Raw genomic sequence first — 19954 nt, 5'->3', positions numbered from 1 at the left:
AGGTGTGCTCCACCTCAATAATAAACTGTATACTAGCAGTACTACTACAATTTAGATTCCTGTCATATCTGTCTGACAGGAATCTTTTATTATGTTCTTATTAATCTATTTTGTAATCAACTAGAATTGTTCATGTATTCATTCCTGTAACCAGGGATGAACCCAGGATAGAAGGTGTTCAGGGAAGGTCACCCCTGATCCCCTCCCTTCATCCACTTCATGATCCCGGATATCCGGCTCATATGATCCATCACCTCCCCGGCAAGGACTACCGGATCAACAGCGATCTCCCCATCTTCATCCCTGATCAGCGTAATGACCGTACCTGCAAACTCTGCAGACTCTTCTGCAAGCAGACGGTACTGCCGGTAGAGATGGTACGCTGCGACCCCGTTCATCACCGCAATCCCGAAAGATACCCCGGCAGCCAGATACGCTATCATACCCTCCCTCCGTACCTGAAGATATCCTGCACTGAGAGGTTGCCAGATACAAATCCACGGGTCTTCAAAGATCTGTTCCCGGAGCCTGCAGATCCGAAAGCAACCAGTCCTGACCCGTTCACCCGGGTCTCTCCAAAGAGATCTGTGCCAATCGAACGGGAAGCATCATACTCTCCCTTTTGCAGAATTCCAGAAGTGTATACCGACGCCTCACCCAGGGTTCTTCCGCCCGGGGAAAATGTTTGTTAAAAAGCTATAAACATTAAGACAAATGTCAAGATAAGATAGCATTACAGAATTGTTAAGTGAATATTAGGATAAGTTTCAAAAAAAATTAAATTATTATTCTTGAATTTGTTTTGGATTAAGAGAATGTTAATAATAAAAGTCCAGCATGATGCTATATTTGACTAGACAAATTTAAACGAGGTCATAATACTCATCAAAAATATTGGCGTAAATATGTTGTTTTCTCTTTAGTATTTGAACTTGGCATAAATTAACCTAATTTTTTCTTCGGTATATTACGAGGCCGTCCAACGAAGGTCCAATTATTTAAATTGTTCATAAAATTTCTCGACTCTCAACTCTTTTTTCGTTTCGTTAATTGCCGGGGACCTGGTATCGGCACCATTATATACTATTGAAACTGGCCTCTATGCTCGTTGGCTCAAACGAAAAAAACACCTCACATGGGACTGTAAATCCAACAAATAGTGTTTCCATCAGTACATTACTTGGAAAGATGGATCATACCCAGATTGAAATTGAATTGCACAACCATCTCAATTACAGCCAAACTCGAAAATGGTTATATTCACCAATATTATTATTCAAACTCTTGATTGTCCATTCCTTTCGAAAACAATCCTATCGAAAATTCATCAAATCACTAACACCTGAAGATTGCATTGCTCTTGGAATTCCTGAAATAGAGCCCGGAAGATATCATATTCCCTCTGCAAGTAATTTACATGATTTTGCTTACAATCGTTTGAGATTAGACGGATTTAAGAAGATCATGTACCTAAACGGAACCATAGCATGTCAATCTATTCAGAATGGTCACGGAATGGTTGATTCAACCCCTATTGAAGCCTCAAGATATGACAAATATGCAGAATATAATCCCCATTACGCTTGCAGGATGAACAAATATCACATATTTCATTTAAACAACTTTCCACTGTATGGAATATTTTCTGAAGGTAATGCTCATGATGCCCCATATGCAATCCCATTAGCTGAAATTGTTAGTACAATGAATCCAAGCATGATCAAAGTTCAACTTGATGGTGGCTATGATTCCTTCATGATTTATGCGAGATTCTGGAGAATTTTCAGAATTCAGCCATTAATCGATCCAAGCAAGAACGCAGTTCTGAACATAGGGGGGGCAATTGAGAGAATAGATCATTGGGTCAATAAAATGTGGAAGAAAGGGGGAGACATTCGAGATTCTATTGAGAAAAAATTGCTATTTCTCACAAATAACGGAAGGGAGAAACAGGTTGGGATGTATCTTCGCAATCAGAACTTGCTTAATCCAAATTTCAGAACTGAATACAAATCAAGGGCAGATTGCGAAAGAACTCATTCACATATGAAACGAATGTTTAATTTCAGTGTAAAATGGATTCAGAAAAGATCTAAAGAATTTTACATGACATTGAATCTTATTTCATATCAGTTTGTATTACTTGCAAATTTAGTAAAAAACCAAGTTAAGGGTCAGGACCTATCAAAATATTACTGAAAAAATAAAATGAAGATGTCCCATTAAGTAGCGAATGCTATCGATTTTTTAACTCTTTTTCGTCTAGAAACAGTAATTATGAGTAGTTTGAATGTTGATTCCCATCCTTTGCAGGGGGTGTATCTATCATTCTATTCTAAACTTTGGTAGTTCGACAAAAGGCGAATCATTTGATTGACAATCTGTCCAATCTACATCTTCTCATTGGACAGCCTCTATTACCCTGCTTCACAGTTTGGAGTAATTTAATATATTAGCATGCTAAACATATTGTTGTTAAAAATTTAACTACAATGCTTATGTATTTCATATGAATTGGTCGTTGAACTAATAAACAGACATCAGGGGAGATGTTAATCAAAGAATAATATGATTAATTCAAACCTGTTTAGTCAAGATGTTGCCAATTCTCGAAAGATTAAGTCAGGATTACTTGTTGAAACATGTCTTAATAATAAAGGATGATTTAAGTCATTTCCAATGAGTTGTTCTCTCGAACCCATATTATCCCACTATTTCGGAACTTTGATTTTCAATGCATTAATACAAGGGGTGATTCAAACATGAGCGATATAATCCTCTCAATGGCAATTCGGAATGTCAGAGTTAATTTTTTGCGATCTATTTTAGCAGCGATTGGTATAACCATCGGGGTTATAGCAATCTCTTCAATCGGGATTCTCGGTATCTGTATGACCGGTTCAATGAAGGATCAGTTATCAGAGATGGGTAACAAACTTCAGGTTACTGCATACTCTGGAAAAGGAGGGGGTGGCATGGGTTCGATGATGGGAGGTTCAAGCATAGATAATCTGACAAAAAAGCAATATAAAACGATAAATCAGATTGCACAGAAATATGGCTATGTATATGGTGTAAACTCAATATCTACGAAGGTTAAGAAAGGGAATGATGATTGGACGAGTACAATCTATGGACTCAGTCCTGATGTGATACAGCACGTGATCACCAATTTATCCTCTGGAAATTATCCTAAAAGTGATAGTTCGGTATTGATAGGTTCGACATTTGCATCAGACAATAACATGCGGGTTGGAAGTCAGTTTAATATCGGAGATAAGTCTCTCAAAGTTTCAGGTATAATGGGGGCTCGGGGAATGTCCATGGATCTGAGCACTGATAACGCTGTTGTTATGACTGATACCAAGTTCCATTCATTATTTGGTGGAACTGATCAGTATACTCAAGTTAATATAGCATTATACAACATCAGTGAAAGTAATCTTGCCGTTTCTGCTCTCAAGTCACAAATGAACGCCAGAAAAGATAAAATCAGTGTTATGGATAGTAGTTCCATGACCAGTAGTATCTCTTCAATTCTGGATCTGCTAACTCTATTTGCCACAGCTATTGGAGGAATATCATTGCTTGTGGCTGCAATCTCGATATTTAATATCATGATGATGTCTGTCACTGAGAGGACTCGAGAGATAGGGGTGTTGCGTAGCATTGGCACACAAAAAATTGAAATTCTTCGTATGTTTATCTACGAAACATCAATAATCGGACTTATTGGCGCTGGTGTGGGGATGATAATTTCGTTTCTGATTACATATGTGGTTGCAACAGGTTTATTGAGTGCTTCGAAATATTTCTTTACATATAGTAGTCTGATACAACTCCCTTATGGTTTGCTGATCGGAATGGTCATATGTATTGGTTCAGGATTATATCCAGCATGGAAAGGGGCAAATATGGATCCTATCAAAGCATTACAGATGGATTAAAAATAAGTGCTATTTATAGTTACCTTGATGAAGATGGGGGCCATTTTGAGGCAGTCGGGAAATTTTCAATCTCCTGAGTAGAGTTTATATCTGTATTTTAGGGTATGGGTGAGGGATCGATCTCCAGTACTATAGAAGGAGTTGTCAGAATCTCTGAGAGTGGAAAAGGGTTATACCTGGATATCGGTGGTGTATCCTATGCTAGTCCTGTTTCCCGGGTCAGGGCTGTGATGAGAGGAGATCAACGAAAAGGTCCGGTGAGCAGAGTGAGATAATTCATAGGTTTTACATGAAGAGGAGCTAAATGGTCGAACGAAGGCCAACCACTTCAATTTTTCATCCTTATGATATTCAGACAGTTATTATGAGAGAACTTTAATAGTTAGATATCTAACTTATCTGGGGCAATACATCTCTAGAGAATTTGTTGTCCTGAATCATGGAGAAACTGGTATGACTACTCAAGAAAGCATTGATACTGTCGTTGATTTCATAAAACCCGGATCAACAGTTTATGTTGCAACTGTTGACGGGACCACTCCTCATGTACGGCCATTTCAGTTCCAGTTTGAACAGGATGGAAAATTGTGGTTCTGTACGGCTAATACCAAGGAGGTATTCGCACAGATAACCAAAAACCCGGAGATGGAGTTCACCTTTCTCTCTCCCGAGTATGTTACGATGCGGGTTAATGGATCAGTAGTGATCAATGAGAATGCCCTGATAAAGGAGAAGATCATTGCAGAGAATGAGCTGGTTCGTTCGATCTACAAAGAAGTATCTAATCCGGTGTTTTCGGTGTTTTACATGGAACACGGGGATGTGAGAATCTCGTATCTTACCGGTGATCCTGATAAGAGATTCACGTTTTAGGCCGGATAGCCGGCGTTCATTCTTCACTTTTTATATGAAAAAGTTCGTTTCATCGATTCTGACTGGGGCCTCCAACGAGGCACCGTTGGGGTTTTGATATACATTGGTTCTATGCTGGAGAAGATCCAAGATTAAAGGAAGAGGAGAAGGGCAGAAGATGAAGGGAAATGCAGTTGCCCGGATGTCCAGGGCTCTTGAAGGTGCAAACCGGTTCATTATTGGCGAACTTGAGATTCGGGGTATTTCAGGTATAGCTCCTTCTCATGGAGATATTTTTTACCTTCTTTTTCATCATGACAGGCTGCCAATGCAGGAGATTGCCAGCAAAATTCACCGGACTAAACCAACAGTCACCATCCTGGTGAAAAAACTGGTTGAACTTGGATATGTCGAGAGGGAGAAGAGCCAGGAAGACAGCCGTGTTGCCTATATTTCACTAACTGAAGAAGGGAGAAAATTACGCCCGATATTTGAAGAGATATCTGGATTATTGAACGATAAAGTGTATGGGGGATTCTCACCCGGTCAGGCAACATTGTTTGAAGAGATGCTTGAGATCGTGTATGACAGGTTTGCATTGGGCAGAGATGGCGATGAGAATCTGGAATGAGATGATCACGGTCTACCTGGGTAGACACTGTAAATGCCCATGATGATCCGGGTTTTTAGTTAGATGTTTAATTATTGTATAAGCAACTGAAGAGAACAGCAACCCCATCCTACTTCCTGATCTTTTTTTGTCTGTATAGTTCTGCCTGCTTTGGGCTACAGTGTTTTGACTTATATCATCAGGGCGACAGGGCGGCGGTCCCCGCCTAATGGCAGGAGATGTGAGATCTCCGCCGCCCTACCGCCCGGATGGTATCCTGGTTTTTTTAACATGGTCCAAAGAAAAAATTTGTATCATGGTTTGAAGAGCGGGTACTCTGATATGTCATGCAGAATCAATTGAACCTGATATAATTCATTGGACATAGAATGTCCACTTGTTTCAAGACTATACCAGAAACCCCTTATTTCCTGAAAATTTACCCTTATTGGGATAAATGTGCAGACCCTAACTCTATTGCCGATGAATACGGGTAATTTCGAAGAAGCAAAAAGAATGATGGAAAGATCATTTGCTGACTCAATAGATGATTTACCTGAACATTTTGGCGAAATTCATGGCAACGATGTCTTACCCTCAATTGATGGAGTACTTGAAGACGTACAAGCAACTCCATTGGTTTTCTATCAGGAAGAAAAGATGGTGGGAGGTGCTGTGGTAAAACTTAAAGAAGATAACAATAACGAATTAGACCTTTTATTTGTTGACCTGGATCACCTTGACAAGGGCATCGGATATAGAGCATGGCTGGAAATTGAAAAGAGATATCCACAAACAAAGACCTGGACAACAGTAACACCACCTTGTCTGATAAGAAATGTGTACTTTTATGTAAATAAATGCGGATTTCACATCATTCGCATAGATGATCCAAAAAGCGATGATTCCATGTTTGTATTTCAGAAAGTGATGAAAAATAAAAGGTAACTATTCAGGCATGCTGAGAACAGGTTGACACTACCATCCTATCTTGTGCATATGTTCTCATATTATTCTCCCCTTGAATCCAGGGATTGTTCTCAAAAGCGGAGGTAATAGCCTCAATAACCCTGATTCCATTTTTTCTTATTGTTGAGATGTAACTTCTGATCAGAGTGACCGCTTCTGCAGTATATTTGTCCCTGAATCCTCCAGAAATTTTCATCTTAACCTTCATCATGCGGATATCCCTTTCTGCCAGATTGTTGTCGAATGGAATAATCAGATTTTGAATAAACCGTAAACTCCGTCTTTATACAACTCCAACCTTTCCAGTAAGTTACGAGTAAAAGTCTTTTTCGCCCTTCCCTTTTTTCCTAGAATTTGTATCGGCGGTAGATTCTCATCTAATCCTATTTGAATCAGTTCATCATATGAAGTATTGAGACTGTTCATCATGACTGGAGGTATAGGAACCCCATTCGAATGATATTCCTCCTTAATTTCCTTTGCCTGTATCAGTATTTCAATCAGTTTTCCTGGCCACTGTTGCTTCGTTTCTTCTTCTACTCGTTTGAGTTCCCGAAGAATATGGGCACCACAGAAACTATGTGTACAGGGATAGGAGAGATAGGGTTTCCAAAAATCATGGACGCTAATACCCTTGAAATCCGGAAGAATTCCAATTTCGTTTATTCCTTCCGTCCCCCTCTTTTTCTGGATAGAGTAATGGGTCCACTGTGATGTGCAGGTTACATGAAGCCAATGTAGTTTTCCTTCAACTCTGACTCCGGTTTCATCATTATGAATAATCGGTTCGAATTTTAGAGCATTCGTGACAGTATCCTCAAATGGGGTAAGTTTTTCTGAAAGGTTATGAGTCAGATTTACAATCGTTCCAGGACTGATGGAAACGCCAAATAGGCCATAACATGTTTCAACTGCCCGTTCATACGGAATGAATTGATAATGAACAAGATAACTCACATACGCCTTGATTCTTGATCCATATTGAACCGGTTGAGTTACATCCGGAGGGAAAATTCCAGATGTTTTGCATCCACAATGGTTACAAACCAAGGTTTGAGATCGATGTTCTGTAATTACAATTGCCGGAGGAGGAGGAAGGTCAAATACCTGGCGTTTTTCAAGGGAAATTATTGTCCCACCCTGAAGACTCCTTCCACAACAAGAACAGAGGTCCGGAGAATGAGTTTCAATATGATCCGGATTAGGACTCTGCTCCAGAGTTTTTCCTTTGTGACCAGGCTGACCGCCAGGTTGCTTTTGGGTTTTCTTACGAAGGGAGGTTGCACGGTTTTTTCGGGTGTAACCATCCGACGAAGAAGGTTTGCCGCTATTGGTGCTGTTGAGATTTAACCGGGATTCGAGTTCTGTCACTATGGCTTCTAATTTATCAATTTTTTCATGCAAATAGTAAATATATGCAACGATTTCCGGAGGACATTCTGGAAATTTGATTTAATCTCTTCAGGTATTTCCATTGCGGTAAAAGAACATTTACTCTCATTATACTAAGATATTTTGGTGTTTCTCGGATTATTTAGAATATTAAGCGATTTTTGCGGCCAATAATAAGTGAATGAGTTGGGGGCGCTGAGGATGGCTGAATAGTTACAATAAAAGAATTTAGCATGTAACCATACCTCACGCATTACAAATTTGGGGCTAATATATTCCTGAATTTTCTTCCGTGTACACTCTCATGAATGTAGGAGTCATCTATCCATTCCAGTCATCGAGATTACCGGTTGATTTATAAGCCCTGCTGGAGTTGCGAAAGTGAAATGCTTACGCATCAAAGGTAAATGCCCATATAAACCAAGAAGTGAAGAGATCCACGAACCCCCCGATCACTTTCGCCCTGCTTACTAAAGCTTTAGATACCCGAGGTTAAGATCAGGGTATGCCATGCCTCCAGTCATACACCCTGCCATATCAGGATCCTCGGGGTCCTTCTCGGTAATTGCAGCACCTGTCGGGATCTTACTGGAGGCGCTCAGTAATCTGTTGAGATCGAATCAGAACAATACCCTGTACCTGTGTGGCAATTATCCACAGATTCTCACGAAATTATGTATACACCATGAGCAGGTGAAAATCCGGCGGGCACTTACCGCATATCAGATCCTCACGATTCTGGAAGATGCCGATGAACCACTCATCCTTTTCGAACACGACAGAAGTTGGTACCAGGACACCCCTGAACTCATACCAATCATCGGTGAGATCTGCAAACGCAAATCATCGAAATCGCAGATAGTGCTCCTCTTCTCCGACAGGGTTGATCGGTGGTTCTCAGAGATTGATCCATATGCTAACCGGGTAGTGTATTACCTGGACACACTTGCAAAGCCGAGAAAAAACCACCCGACCCCGGTGAATATTCAGAACACGCTGGAAGGGCTCTGGTGATCTGAATGAGCAGTTCAGCCTTTATTCTTGACTCCTGCCGGACTAAACAGGGCATCACTCTCTGGAATATTACTGATGGCAATCTTAAGATAGTACATCATAACCAGTCTCCATCATTTCTGGTACATTTCAAAGAGCCATATCTTCATCAGGATCTCATAGAGGATCTCCATTCCACCTACGGGATTTCGGAATGCTCATTCAGATCTATCTACGAGGATTACCGGGGCTACAAGGTTGAAGCAGGTAGGGAAGTTGCAGAAGAGATAGAGAAACAGACCAATTACAATGTTTCTTTATTCAATGTAGATATCAGGCCGGAGCAGCGGTTTGCTGCAGAACATACCATTGTTCCCGGTGGTTTCACCGGGATGGATCGATTCAATCCGGTACACGAGTTTCCTGGCACAACACTGGAGATAACCTTCTCTGAAAATCCACACAGGTCAGAGCATACCGGAACCGTATCTGTGACTGATACGGATCGGAAACGACCATATCTCCTGGATGGATCTGACCGGCAGAATATTGACGACCTCTGCGATATTGTCCAGTCCTCTGATCCTGATCTGATCCTCTTTCCCGATTATGATCGCTGGTCGTCGTACATCTGTGATCTGACTGACAAGTGGGGCATTGTAAATACGCTGAGTCGCACGGGGCGATTCAGAAGACTCTCATCGCGATCATACTTCTCGTACGGCCGAATGGAACACCGACTCGGGGCAATGATACCCGAAGGACGGGTCATTGTTGATACTCGGCAGAGTTTCATGTACCGGGAAGGAGATGCCAGGGGAATTTTTCTTGCTTCCCGTCTCTCCGGGCTTTCCCCGAACCTGACCTGCCGGCTCACACCCGGGACTCTTGTCTCAAGTTACGAGGTGTACGAGGCCCTTACGAGGGGGATTGCAGTACCGTTCAGGAAAAACGATGCCGAGGCACACCGGAAGATCGAAGACATGAGGCTTGACTTCAGGGGAGGTCTCACTCTTCAACCACAGCCGGGTATCTACGAGGATGTAACCCAGATTGACTTTACCTCATTCTATCCCTCGATCATCGTGAAGTACAATCTCTCACCGGAGACACTGAAATATCCGGACAGAACCGGATTTCTTGCCTCTGTGTTGAGACCGATTCTTGATCTCAGGCAGATCACCAAACAGAGAAAACGGGTCGATCCCACCTATGCCGGAATGGATGGTATTCTGAAATGGATGCTTGTAACGTGTTTCGGATATACCGGATACAAAAATGCCAGGTTCGGGAGGATAGAGGTTCACGAGCAGATCACGCTCAGAGCGACAGAACTGCTCCAGGAGTGTGTCTCAAAGATCGGCGATCTTCGGGGCAGGGTTCTTCATGCAATTATTGACTGTCTCTTCATCCAGGAGTGCGATCCGTTCCAAGCCCAGTTCGAGATAGAGCAACTCACAGGGATTAAAACCGAGATTGAGCAGTATGACTGGATCGTTTTTCTTCCCCAGATCGACGGAACCGGATCATACGGGAATTATTATGGGCGGCTTGCAGATGGGAAGATAAAAGCAAGGGGAGTTGCTGCCCGCCGGAGAAACACACCCCCGTATATCAGGCAGATGCAGGAGGAGATGCTACACCTGATGGCCCACGAGTGTGAGGTGGATGGAATTGCATCACACTGGCCGGAGGTCCGGGGTCTTTACCGGCAGTACTCAAATGGCCTGAGAGATGTAGATCCACAGGATCTGGTGATAAAGAGGAGAATCGGGAAAGAGAGATATCAGAACAAATGCATTCCACAGGCTGTAATTGAAGTATACCGGCAGCATGGTGTCGAACTGGTTCCCGGGATGGATGCCTCATTTATTGTAAGGGATGAGAAAGGGCTGCTGGTAGATCCCTCATTTGCTCCAAAGGATATTGATACCAGGTATTACCAGCGTCTTTTGGACCGGGCATGGAAAGAGATTGAATTTGTGCATACCGTCTGTGAGAGTTACTGATGAGCGAAAAGACAAATCCACTCAAGAATATTCCCAAGGACGCATTTTCAGTCTTTCAGGCATCTCACAAAGACTTTCATACCTGCCTTGCTGACATTCCAGATCGGTACCCTGGCACCATCACGTACATCAATAATCATGATTATGTTCCGCTTCTCCGGTTCAGGGAAGAGGACCAGGAGAGGCTGATCCATAAGAAGATCGGCAACCTAGATGATCTCCTCGATTATATTTCAGGTGATACATCAGCGATCCTCTTTATTGAGTACCATCTGGCCTGGTTCAGACCGGATAACAAACAAGAACTTGAGCAGTTCTGTGAGACATGCAAATCCAGGGCAAAGGCAGACGGTCCGGTTGCTGTGATCACTGCGGTGATGGACAGAAATCTGTTGTCACTTGAGGGGAAAGCAGATTATTTTTTCCAGGTAAAACCATGGGAACTCAGGGGGAGAGCCCGTGCTCTCAAGAATCAGACAGAGCTCAGTACGTTTTTGAAGTGCTGCACCGGTGGTGTGCAGAGAGGCAGGTTGTTTGGACAGATGAAACTGGAGGTATGATCGAGAATATGGTGGAGATGAAGATCTGGTAAGACAACTGGATCTGTGTGGATCGGGTTACACCATTTTTGAGGATTTCTCTGAAATCTCGTCCATGATGCTGGAATATGAAGAATTTCCATTTCAGTCGCCATCGATACCCAGGTTCATGACATCAGCACTATGCTGTCAACGATTATTTTTTCATCACGTACACTAATTTCACTTCATGAGGAGACCTTCTCTACAATATCTTCTTCTGGCTATCTGCGTCATTGCAGGCATATTCGCTTGTGTTGGCTATGCAGAGATGACTCAGGAAAATTCAAGGCTCGATGGATTTGACGATTTTATCAGTCAGACGATGGAGGAGTATGAAGTCCCGGGTGCTGTCGTTGGGATCGTAGAGAACGATTCTGTCGTGTATCTGAAGGGTTTTGGTGTTCGTGAACTCGGGAAACCTGTCCCCGTTGATCCTGACACCAGGTTTCAGATCGCATCAGTGACCAAGTATATTACCGGGGCTGCCATCGGAACGCTTGTTGATGAAGGAAAACTGAACTGGGATACACCGGTAATCACCTACCTGCCTGATTTTACATTGAAAGACTCTTACGTAGGCAATCATTCAAATCTTCGAGACATGCTGGCTCATCGGACTGGTCTTCGGCGAGACGGGGAACTGCTTGGCAGAATCGGGTACTCGAACGATGAAATATTGTATCGTATGAGATCCCTTGAGTCTGACGCAGGGTTCAGGGAGCGGTACCTCTACTCAAATGCCGGATACTTCATAGCAGGGGAGGTAGCAGCAAAGGCTGACAACCGGAGCTGGGAGGATTTAACCGATGCACGGATTATCAAACCGCTCGGAATGAACAGATCAGGATCTCACCCGGAGACTCTCTATCTTGACGATAACCATTATGCCGGTCACGGAGGAGCACCGGGAGATCTTCAGATCATTCCGCTTGAGAATGCATCACTCCCTGCTGCCGGACAGGTCGTCTCAACCGGAAGGGACATGACCCGGTTTCTGCGGATGATGCTGAACAATGGAACAATTGATGGTACACAGATACTCACACCAAAAACGGTTACCGATATCCATGCAGCAAGCCTTGTTGCCGGACGGAGCGGTCCGCTGAAAGATCCAAACGGTGCAGTCGGCCTTGGTTGTGACTCGTACTCCTTCCTTGGCGATCTCATCATTGAGAAGAACGGAGCACTTGACGGTGTTCGCTCCATCGCTATCCTCATTCCGGGAAAGAAGAGTGGACTTGTGGTTATTGCCAACAAGCAGCTCACTGCATTCCCGGAGGCTGTCAGGGATGAATTCCTTGAACGATACATCGGGAAAAGCGGAGTAGACCTTCAGGCACAGGAAAAAGCATCACAGGCAGGATGGAACTCTCTCATTAAAAACCCTGACCGGCCATCAAACCCAGAGCCTGCGAGAATCAGCCCGTCTGCTATTGCAGGAACATACACGAGTGATATGTATGGCAGCATGGACATTGAAGAAGGACCGGATGCAGAAGATATGACCATCGGACTCGGCCCTAACGGGTATGAAGGGAATCTGACACACTGGACCAACAACACATGGTACCTCTCGTTCCCGAACCCTGACGATCTGGTTGGATACCTCACCTTCATGGCGACTCCATCAGGTTCAGTGGAGGGAATAGTGTCAGATGAGTTTGGGTCCTTTACCCGGAGCTGATCATATCTAGCGGAAAGTGAATGACAGAGACAATTGAGCCAGAAAAAATAGATATCGAGCATATGTAGGGATCATCAGATTCATACACCTTCTTTTCTGCATATCAATTTACAAAAAATGCACATGAGGAGATATGGTATGTCTACGAAAACCCGGGTTATAGTGCGGAGTAATATAATGCTCCACATTCTTTCCAAACCGATGAATAAGGGTATGAGGCTCTCGATTGCTATGTCTCCTGCGAAAAAGATCTGAAGCCTGAACAGAGGACCCTTACTTAGAGAGGAACCGCGTATCATCCAGGATACGGTTGGCTATCTCTTCTCCAATCTCCCGGCTTCTGGAAATGCCATTCAGATATGCCTGATGGAGTGAACTTCCTTCCCTGATACTTCGGCAAACGGTTTCGGTAATTCCTCCAGGAGTACTCATCCTGGTAACATAGGAAGTCCGTTCAGGTTCAATAAGATCCTGGGGTGAAACATTCCATGCCCAGGATAGCAGCTGTGAATACAGGGATCCAAAAGCCTCACTGGTACGGATCTCATTTTCAATATCCAGTGATTGATCTTTCGCCACGAGGAGAGCTGCCGGAAAACAGACACCAGCGGTCAGATCATGCATCTGCTCTTCATTCTGGACTGTGATTGCCTCAAGCCCAATCATTTTGAGATGATTCCTGACAACTAAGGAGCCTGGATTAAGTCCGGCAATACTCTTTCGTGCAAGGATGGTTTCAGGACCGCTGGGCATTATCCGGTGAACAGGCATATTCCAAAGATTCTGGAGAGTACTTGTTGAAATTCCAGCCATACAGGATATTACAATCGTAGATGGAGTAACCTGAATCTTGGATAATGTGGGAAGTGACTGGGGGCGGATTGTGATAAAAACAAGTGATGCTTTAAGAAAAATTTCCTCGTTAGAGGTAACATTTGCTCCCAGACCTGCGGCCTTGATCTCATCTAAAGTCTCTTTTTTACTGCTATATGAGACAAGTATTTGACGATCTGGAAATCCTGCCTGCCGGTGAGCAATCGCAAGTGCCCGTCCCAGATGACCAGCTCCGATGATTCCTATCGTCATCTGATCAGTGGAAGGTAATCCTGAAAGAGGTACAGAGGCTTGATTCATGACACGTGATATTGATTGTAGGGGCCGTAAAAGATTAACTCGTATTCCACGAATTTCAAATTATGTTGGGTCTCTCATTTTTTCTAATTCAACCGATGAAATCAAAAAATAAAATTGTTCCGATGTATGAGTAATTATCGTACATCCCCGTATGATTCTGATTAGATAGTTCTGTTATTCAGATAGTTTGGGATATAATGGATTTAGTTCGGAGATCTGTTCGTTGTATATTCGTCACCAGTTTTAATAAATCCTCACTTCTCGGTAAAATCAGTTTAAATGCATCAAAACGTTGATCTGTAACCTATACTAAAGGAGTTATAATAGTAAAGGGAAATCTGGTGATTGGAGATAATTGAAACTAATCATGACTTTCATACGCTGTAATCATAATTACCTTTTTATCAGCAGCCCAGGGAATTGCTTGTATCTCGCAATGATATAATTTTTTATTAAATATATGTTCAAAAGAAGGTGTATGGGCAATAGGGTTACCCATTATAAGGTCAATACAAAGATTACAGATATGGGCATTCCTCTTTGATTTACCGTTATACCAGCATTTGGTAGATCTTTTGTCACCAAAAAACTGTTTCCAAGATGGATTAACCATTAGTATAGCATGAGTTAAGGGATCCACAATTGCAATTCCAAGATGTAAATTCCCAAATATTGATTGAAATTGTGAATTAAGATTAATAATCTGTTGTTCCATCTTTTTCTTTTCAGTTACATCAAAGGATAAAACCACCCATTGTTGATCTTTATCGCTTTGATATAGAGGATACAAATAATTACTTAAAATTCTATGCCCATCCGAATCTTCAAAATTTAGGGGCTTATTAGTGGACCACGCAGTTTGAAGATATTCAATTCGGTTCAAAAATAATTCCTGAGACATAATATCTTTGAGATTCAACCCAATCAACATATCAAGAGGAATATTATGTCGCTTGGAAGCTGCATTGTTCGCCAGCAATATTCTCATTTTGGAATTTATCAGGTGGAGAGGTACATCGATAACATTAATTATATGTTGAAGAAGGTTGTTTTGTTGTTTGACTTTATTTTCAAGACAAATTCGTTCATATATATCTCGGAGAATTACTGAAGTCCCTAAAAAATATCCTTCCTGATTGTAAATATGTGATAATGAAATTGAGACATCTATTGATACTCCATCTTTACGAAGGCGTTTACATTCATATTGAATAATCATCTCCTTCTCTCTCATTCGTCCCTCTAAAGAAGGATATTTGTCATGGCAATCTGCGGGAAATAAGACAGAATATGGTCTGCCGATCATCTCTTCTGAACGATATCCAAACAACCGCTCTGCCCCACTATTCCAGGAAAGAATGAACATATCCCTATCAACGCTTATAATTGCATCATTCGAACAAGAAATAATCGCAGATAATAGATTTTTTTCTTTATCCAACAATACTTTAAATGTAATATCTTTGATAACTAATGCAATTGCAGATTTTAACGATCCAAATCTGACTTTAGCAATTGAAATTTCAAAAAACAGATCCTGATTTTCGTTATTTACTTCAATTATCCGGGATTCAAGATTTCCACTGTGATAATTATTTAAAAATCCAAGTAGATCGAATGATTTAAGAATTTCTAAATTTAAAACCGAAATTCGCTTTCCGATAATATTTACTCGGGGAAGATTTGAAAACCGGATATACGTTTCATTTACATAAAGGATTTTAAATTCCGTATCTAATATAAGAATTAAATCAGAACTCAAATCACACGGAGTATACAAAGAAGTATTCGAAGAGATTGAATATTTTTTAGCAGTTCCCACATCATATCTGATAATCTGCCCGGACAAATGCATTAGTTCTAAATATTTTGATGCCGTCATTCTGGAGATATCAGCCTTTTTTGCAACATCAGATATAGATATCGGCTTTTTTTCCATTTTTATTACATTATATAACAACTTTAGAATTTTTTTATTCATAAATTATATTATAAAAAATTAGATTTCCCATTTCACACCTCCATAAAAAGGTATCCAGTTTGTTTAAATTTCCTGATAGTCTAAAATACCTACGAACAATTTTTTTATTAAAAAGCATTATAATGATTTTTTGTTGAACCAATAATAAATAAAAAAATTACTGGCCCATATCACGGAGCATACGGGGAATGTCCAACCAAATAATTAAATCGGTATTGTCAGAATCCTTATCACCATGATTATGACGAATTATCCCGAGGATATACGAATCGCTTTTTTCAGTACTATATGAGTTCTCATCAATCTGTGATTTTTTTACAGATAATACAGTAGTAACATCATCAACTAAAATCCCGGTTTTACTCTTGGTAACAGAATTGTCTATGACAATTATACGGGATTGATCTAGAATGGTATCTGATGATACAAGCCCCATTTTTTCTTTTAAATCAATTATAGTTGTTATTTCTCCCCTTAAATCAATAATTCCTTTAATATATCTCTGGCTATTTGGTAATGGAGTAATTTTTGTATATTCTACGATCTCTTTGACATCAAAAAGATTGACAGCAAAAAGCTCTTTTTCAAGACAGAATTCTACGATCTGAATCTCATCATCATTTGTAATTATCTTGTCTGATACATGAGTGGGGCTATTATTCTCACCCATTATATCATGCAACCTTAAATTTTGACATTTCTTTAGATATGTCTTCAACGACTCCGACAACCCCACCCATAATTTTTGCGATTTCATCAATCGAAGCAGCAGCTTCCTCCGTAGCAGCCGCTGCATCACCAGCTTCATGAGAGGTATTCTGAACAAGGTTCGATACTTCCTGAATACTTGCCGTAACCTCTTCTACTGATGCTGCCTGTTCTTCTGATGCTGCTGCTACCTCAACAATATTTTGGTTAATTTGTTCAATGGTATCAGCAATCTTATTGAAGGCTACCATAGTTTCTTTTAACGATGCACCCCCATCCTGAACAGCATTTGTGGATTTGCCCATAGCATCTGCAGCCTGATTAGCCTTACTTTGGAGTGTTGCTATCATATCAGCGATATTTTCAGCTGATTTTCTTGAGTCTTGAGCGAGAGATTTTACTTCTGCTGCGACAACTGCAAATCCTCGACCTGCTTCTCCAGCACGTGCAGCTTCAATAGCAGCATTGAGTGCAAGAAGATTTGTCTGGTTTGCGATATCTGATATTAATCTTACAATTTTGCCGATTTCATCCATTTGAGAATTTATGTCATTTACAATGGAGCCGACAACATTGGTGGACTTAGTTATTTCCCCCATAGCATTCTCAGATTTTTTTGCAATCTGAATGCCCTCTTTAGCGAATGAATTGGCATCATTTGAAGACCCCGATACCGACTCTGCTTTTCTTGATACTGATCCTACCGTTTCATTTAAATCTTCCATTGCCTTGAGAACCTGAAGAATTCCTTCCTCTCCCCTATTTGAATTCTGGCTGACCCGACTTGTATTAAGCGTGATCTGTTGTGTTCCAGCTAATACCTCTTCGATGCTTGCATTTGCCTCTTCAGAGCTTGCTGAAAGGTCTGAAACATTCTTGTTAATCAGTGAGATTGCACCAGAAATTTGAATTCCAATATCATTCAATGCTTCTTTGAAAGGAATCCAGTCACCTTTGATATCTAATTTCGGATTAAACCTGATTAAAAAGTTATATTTCGAATATTCATTGGCGATATTCATTGCTTCCCGAACGGGGATTTTTATCGAATCTAATGTGCTATTCATCCCTTCAATAATTGTCCGATAATCACCTTCATGTATTGACGGGTCTGATCTATACTTCATATTCCCTGCAATTGCTGCATTCGCTATTGAGTTGGAGTCAGTTACCAATTTGGCTATAGCCTGGCGGGCAGTGTTCATCGCTTCCCCTATCTTTTCAAACTGAATCCGTGCTGAAGCCGAATGTTCATCTGCATCTAGAATAGTGTTTGTAAAGGTCATATCCCCTTTAGCTAATAAACTAATATTATTCTGAACAATATCCACGGATTGTTCAAGGTACTTCACCATAGACCTGATGGCAGTCATGTCTGAAAAAATTTCTAGGAATTTAATAACATTCCCTCTCTTATCCAGGATTGGAATGTATATATAATCGAGATGCTTTATCCCGGAAGGACACTCTGCAACAACTCTCCCTTTGGCAGGTTTTTTGTTTAGAATAGCATCACGTGCAGATTGACCTTCCCTTTCAATAATCTTAATATCGGAAAGTTTCATCCGCATACTTTCTTCATAACTATATCCCATGATCTGTGAAAACGCTGGATTAACATCGGTAAAACTCAGATCAGGATCCATTGTTAAAATTGCATGCGGATTTTCACGAATAAAGGTTTTAATCTCATCAACATATGCCACAAGATCAGAAACATCCACATACATTGCAACCAAACGATCAAGGGCACCATTAACGTTTATTATAGGAATATATGTAAAATCAAGAATTTTTACTGCCCACCCAAAGTCAACAACCAATCTTCCCTTTGCAGTTTTCTTTGAAGTTACAATATCACTAAATGACAATCCTTCTCGTTCAAGAATATTAAACTCCTGCATTCGCATGGATAAGAGTTTTTCCTCATTTAAACGAGAAATCGACAGAAATGATGGGTTTACTGAGAGAATTTTTCCGGTAGGATCCATTGTAATGATAGATGCAGGGTTTTCTGTTACAAGTGAATCAGATTCATGGACTTTATCAACGAGATCTGTAAGATCTGCAAATATATCATAGATCCGGATTACATTTCCTTCATCATCGAAGACAGGGATATAGGAGTAATCCATAATCTTTATCCCATTAGGAAAGTCAACAGTTATTTTTCCGCTAACCGGTTTTTTCATCCTAATGGCATCATCCACAGTCGGACCTTCTCTCTTGATAGTTGAAAAATCCCTGACTGTTTTACCAATCCATTCTTTACCATTATATCCAGATATGTGAGAGAAAGCTGGATTTACTTCAGAAATAGTAAGATCAGGATTCATGGAAAGAAGAGCATATGGATTGCTGTTTATAAGTGCATTATACTCTTCCAGTCTGACCTGGCCAGACATATCAACAATATTGGCCATGAGGCATTGTTTTCCTTCATAAGCAATCTCCGAGAGGGTGACTTTCCCAGGAAAACTCTGCCCTGATAATGTCTGAAAATCAAAATGAAAGGTTACCTTTTTTTGTGCATATGCCTGCTGAATTCTTTTACGAGTTTCAATGTCGGAGTCAGTGCCATTAATTTGTGTTTTTGGAGAGAGTTGGCCTAGACTTTTTCCAATAATATCTCCTTTATTTACCGCATTAAATAGTGCCAATGTAGCCATATTGCAATCGATTACTTCCCCCAGGGATCCAAAAATTACCGTTGCAATGGGCATTGTATCGATAATCACTTTTAAGGAGGCCAAATCATTGGATTGGAAGATTGGGTTGGATGGTTCTGGCATAAATTCCCCATTTCTCATTGACAGTTGTAATCCTGAAAATCGAGAAATATGTAATTTTTAAGTTTTCGTTATATACTGATACTGAAAGTGATAATCAGAGTAGAAAAATATATCAATATGATTTGATGAGCAATTAAAATTTGAGAAGTCATCAGAATCAAAATTGTATTCTCTATAGGTACATTATCTGACACCAGGGTATGACCAAACGGTCGCACTGAAAATTCGGTTACAATAATCTATCATCTATAACAGGTTTACGTGACCAAAATAAATTCACAGAATGCAAAAAAACAATAAAT

Annotated in this window: 18 protein-coding genes; 10 read left to right on the top strand and 8 right to left on the bottom strand. The window is 40.9% G+C overall.

Annotation, left to right across the window (positions count from 1 at the left end; all coding sequences use genetic code 11):
- Positions 1-188: 188 nt before the first annotated feature.
- Both ACHZA2_RS13915 and ACHZA2_RS13910 read right to left on the bottom strand, forming a co-directional pair.
- Positions 189-443: a hypothetical protein gene (locus tag ACHZA2_RS13915; protein ID WP_319580205.1), complete on the bottom strand. Its 255-nt coding sequence runs from the start codon at positions 441-443 to the stop codon at positions 189-191.
- Positions 440-565: a hypothetical protein gene (locus ACHZA2_RS13910; protein WP_394698595.1), complete on the bottom strand. Its 126-nt coding sequence runs from the start codon at positions 563-565 to the stop codon at positions 440-442. Before ACHZA2_RS13910 ends, ACHZA2_RS13915 begins: the two co-directional genes overlap by 4 nt.
- 536 nt (positions 566-1101) lie before the next feature.
- On the opposite strand from ACHZA2_RS13910, the gene ACHZA2_RS13905 reads away from it, so the two are divergent.
- The 6 genes from ACHZA2_RS13905 to ACHZA2_RS13880 all read left to right on the top strand — a co-directional run bounded on the left by ACHZA2_RS13905 (position 1102) and on the right by ACHZA2_RS13880 (position 6357).
- Positions 1102-2199, top strand: coding sequence for a transposase (locus ACHZA2_RS13905; RefSeq protein ID WP_319580203.1), 1098 nt, complete (start codon positions 1102-1104; stop codon positions 2197-2199).
- A gap of 563 nt (positions 2200-2762) precedes the next feature.
- On the top strand, positions 2763-3947 hold the full coding sequence (locus ACHZA2_RS13900) for an FtsX-like permease family protein (RefSeq protein ID WP_319580202.1): 1185 nt from the start codon (positions 2763-2765) through the stop codon (positions 3945-3947).
- 104 nt (positions 3948-4051) lie between these two features.
- Positions 4052-4222: a hypothetical protein gene (locus ACHZA2_RS13895; RefSeq protein ID WP_319580201.1), complete on the top strand. Its 171-nt coding sequence runs from the start codon at positions 4052-4054 to the stop codon at positions 4220-4222.
- A gap of 178 nt (positions 4223-4400) precedes the next feature.
- Positions 4401-4820 carry a pyridoxamine 5'-phosphate oxidase family protein gene (locus tag ACHZA2_RS13890; protein WP_319580200.1) on the top strand — a complete coding sequence of 140 codons (420 nt, stop codon included), beginning with the start codon at positions 4401-4403 and terminating at the stop codon, positions 4818-4820.
- A 157-nt stretch (positions 4821-4977) separates the two neighbouring features.
- The gene (locus ACHZA2_RS13885; protein WP_319580199.1) at positions 4978-5430 is read left to right on the top strand and encodes a MarR family transcriptional regulator; all 453 of its coding nucleotides are present in this window, start codon (positions 4978-4980) and stop codon (positions 5428-5430) included.
- 438 nt (positions 5431-5868) lie between these two features.
- The gene (locus ACHZA2_RS13880) at positions 5869-6357 is read left to right on the top strand and encodes a GNAT family N-acetyltransferase (protein ID WP_319580198.1); all 489 of its coding nucleotides are present in this window, start codon (positions 5869-5871) and stop codon (positions 6355-6357) included.
- A gap of 4 nt (positions 6358-6361) precedes the next feature.
- Here the strand turns inward: ACHZA2_RS13880 and ACHZA2_RS13875 are convergent, their stop codons facing one another.
- Positions 6362-6589 (bottom strand): hypothetical protein, encoded by a 228-nt coding sequence (locus ACHZA2_RS13875; RefSeq protein ID WP_319580197.1) that lies wholly within the window; start codon positions 6587-6589, stop codon positions 6362-6364.
- Between the two features lie 41 nt (positions 6590-6630).
- Entirely contained in the window at positions 6631-7782 is a 1152-nt protein-coding gene (gene tnpC / locus ACHZA2_RS13870; protein ID WP_319580196.1) for an IS66 family transposase, read from the bottom strand.
- 498 nt (positions 7783-8280) lie between these two features.
- Between tnpC and ACHZA2_RS13865 the strand changes: the two genes are divergently transcribed.
- The 4 genes from ACHZA2_RS13865 (at position 8281) to ACHZA2_RS13850 (ending at position 13037) form a co-directional block, all read left to right on the top strand.
- On the top strand, positions 8281-8784 hold the full coding sequence (locus ACHZA2_RS13865; RefSeq protein ID WP_319580195.1) for a hypothetical protein: 504 nt from the start codon (positions 8281-8283) through the stop codon (positions 8782-8784).
- Between the two features lie 5 nt (positions 8785-8789).
- Complete coding sequence (locus tag ACHZA2_RS13860) at positions 8790-10772, top strand: type B DNA-directed DNA polymerase (RefSeq protein WP_319580194.1); 1983 nt, start codon at positions 8790-8792, stop codon at positions 10770-10772.
- The gene (locus ACHZA2_RS13855) at positions 10772-11332 is read left to right on the top strand and encodes a hypothetical protein (protein WP_319580193.1); all 561 of its coding nucleotides are present in this window, start codon (positions 10772-10774) and stop codon (positions 11330-11332) included. The genes ACHZA2_RS13860 and ACHZA2_RS13855 overlap by 1 nt, the downstream gene beginning before the upstream one ends.
- A gap of 208 nt (positions 11333-11540) precedes the next feature.
- Positions 11541-13037, top strand: a complete 1497-nt coding sequence (locus ACHZA2_RS13850; protein WP_319580192.1) for a serine hydrolase domain-containing protein — start codon at positions 11541-11543, stop codon at positions 13035-13037.
- A 273-nt stretch (positions 13038-13310) separates the two neighbouring features.
- Here the strand turns inward: ACHZA2_RS13850 and ACHZA2_RS13845 are convergent, their stop codons facing one another.
- From ACHZA2_RS13845 to ACHZA2_RS13830, 4 genes are all read right to left on the bottom strand, one after another.
- Positions 13311-14171, bottom strand: a complete 861-nt coding sequence (locus tag ACHZA2_RS13845; protein WP_319580191.1) for an NAD(P)-binding domain-containing protein — start codon at positions 14169-14171, stop codon at positions 13311-13313.
- 361 nt (positions 14172-14532) lie between these two features.
- Positions 14533-16152 (bottom strand): PAS domain S-box protein, encoded by a 1620-nt coding sequence (locus ACHZA2_RS13840; RefSeq protein WP_319580190.1) that lies wholly within the window; start codon positions 16150-16152, stop codon positions 14533-14535.
- A gap of 157 nt (positions 16153-16309) precedes the next feature.
- On the bottom strand, positions 16310-16822 hold the full coding sequence (locus ACHZA2_RS13835; RefSeq protein ID WP_319538258.1) for a chemotaxis protein CheW: 513 nt from the start codon (positions 16820-16822) through the stop codon (positions 16310-16312).
- A gap of 4 nt (positions 16823-16826) precedes the next feature.
- On the bottom strand, positions 16827-19670 hold the full coding sequence (locus tag ACHZA2_RS13830; RefSeq protein ID WP_319580189.1) for a methyl-accepting chemotaxis protein: 2844 nt from the start codon (positions 19668-19670) through the stop codon (positions 16827-16829).
- Positions 19671-19954 lie beyond the last annotated feature (284 nt).

The organism is uncultured Methanospirillum sp., from assembly GCF_963668415.2.
Lineage (GTDB): Archaea > Halobacteriota > Methanomicrobia > Methanomicrobiales > Methanospirillaceae > Methanospirillum.
This window is presented reverse-complemented; position numbering and strand designations above follow the sequence as displayed.

Coding starts and splice junctions, on each gene's coding strand:
- ACHZA2_RS13915 (WP_319580205.1), bottom strand. CDS start 443: ATGATAGCGTATCTGGCTGCCGGGGTATCTTTCGGGATTGCGGTGATG.
- ACHZA2_RS13905 (WP_319580203.1), top strand. CDS start 1,102: ATGCTCGTTGGCTCAAACGAAAAAAACACCTCACATGGGACTGTAAAT.
- ACHZA2_RS13900 (WP_319580202.1), top strand. CDS start 2,763: ATGAGCGATATAATCCTCTCAATGGCAATTCGGAATGTCAGAGTTAAT.
- ACHZA2_RS13895 (WP_319580201.1), top strand. CDS start 4,052: ATGGGTGAGGGATCGATCTCCAGTACTATAGAAGGAGTTGTCAGAATC.
- ACHZA2_RS13890 (WP_319580200.1), top strand. CDS start 4,401: ATGACTACTCAAGAAAGCATTGATACTGTCGTTGATTTCATAAAACCC.
- ACHZA2_RS13885 (WP_319580199.1), top strand. CDS start 4,978: ATGAAGGGAAATGCAGTTGCCCGGATGTCCAGGGCTCTTGAAGGTGCA.
- ACHZA2_RS13875 (WP_319580197.1), bottom strand. CDS start 6,589: ATGATGAAGGTTAAGATGAAAATTTCTGGAGGATTCAGGGACAAATAT.
- ACHZA2_RS13865 (WP_319580195.1), top strand. CDS start 8,281: ATGCCTCCAGTCATACACCCTGCCATATCAGGATCCTCGGGGTCCTTC.
- ACHZA2_RS13860 (WP_319580194.1), top strand. CDS start 8,790: ATGAGCAGTTCAGCCTTTATTCTTGACTCCTGCCGGACTAAACAGGGC.
- ACHZA2_RS13855 (WP_319580193.1), top strand. CDS start 10,772: ATGAGCGAAAAGACAAATCCACTCAAGAATATTCCCAAGGACGCATTT.
- ACHZA2_RS13850 (WP_319580192.1), top strand. CDS start 11,541: ATGAGGAGACCTTCTCTACAATATCTTCTTCTGGCTATCTGCGTCATT.
- ACHZA2_RS13845 (WP_319580191.1), bottom strand. CDS start 14,171: ATGAATCAAGCCTCTGTACCTCTTTCAGGATTACCTTCCACTGATCAG.
- ACHZA2_RS13840 (WP_319580190.1), bottom strand. CDS start 16,152: ATGAATAAAAAAATTCTAAAGTTGTTATATAATGTAATAAAAATGGAA.
- ACHZA2_RS13835 (WP_319538258.1), bottom strand. CDS start 16,822: ATGGGTGAGAATAATAGCCCCACTCATGTATCAGACAAGATAATTACA.
- ACHZA2_RS13830 (WP_319580189.1), bottom strand. CDS start 19,670: ATGAGAAATGGGGAATTTATGCCAGAACCATCCAACCCAATCTTCCAA.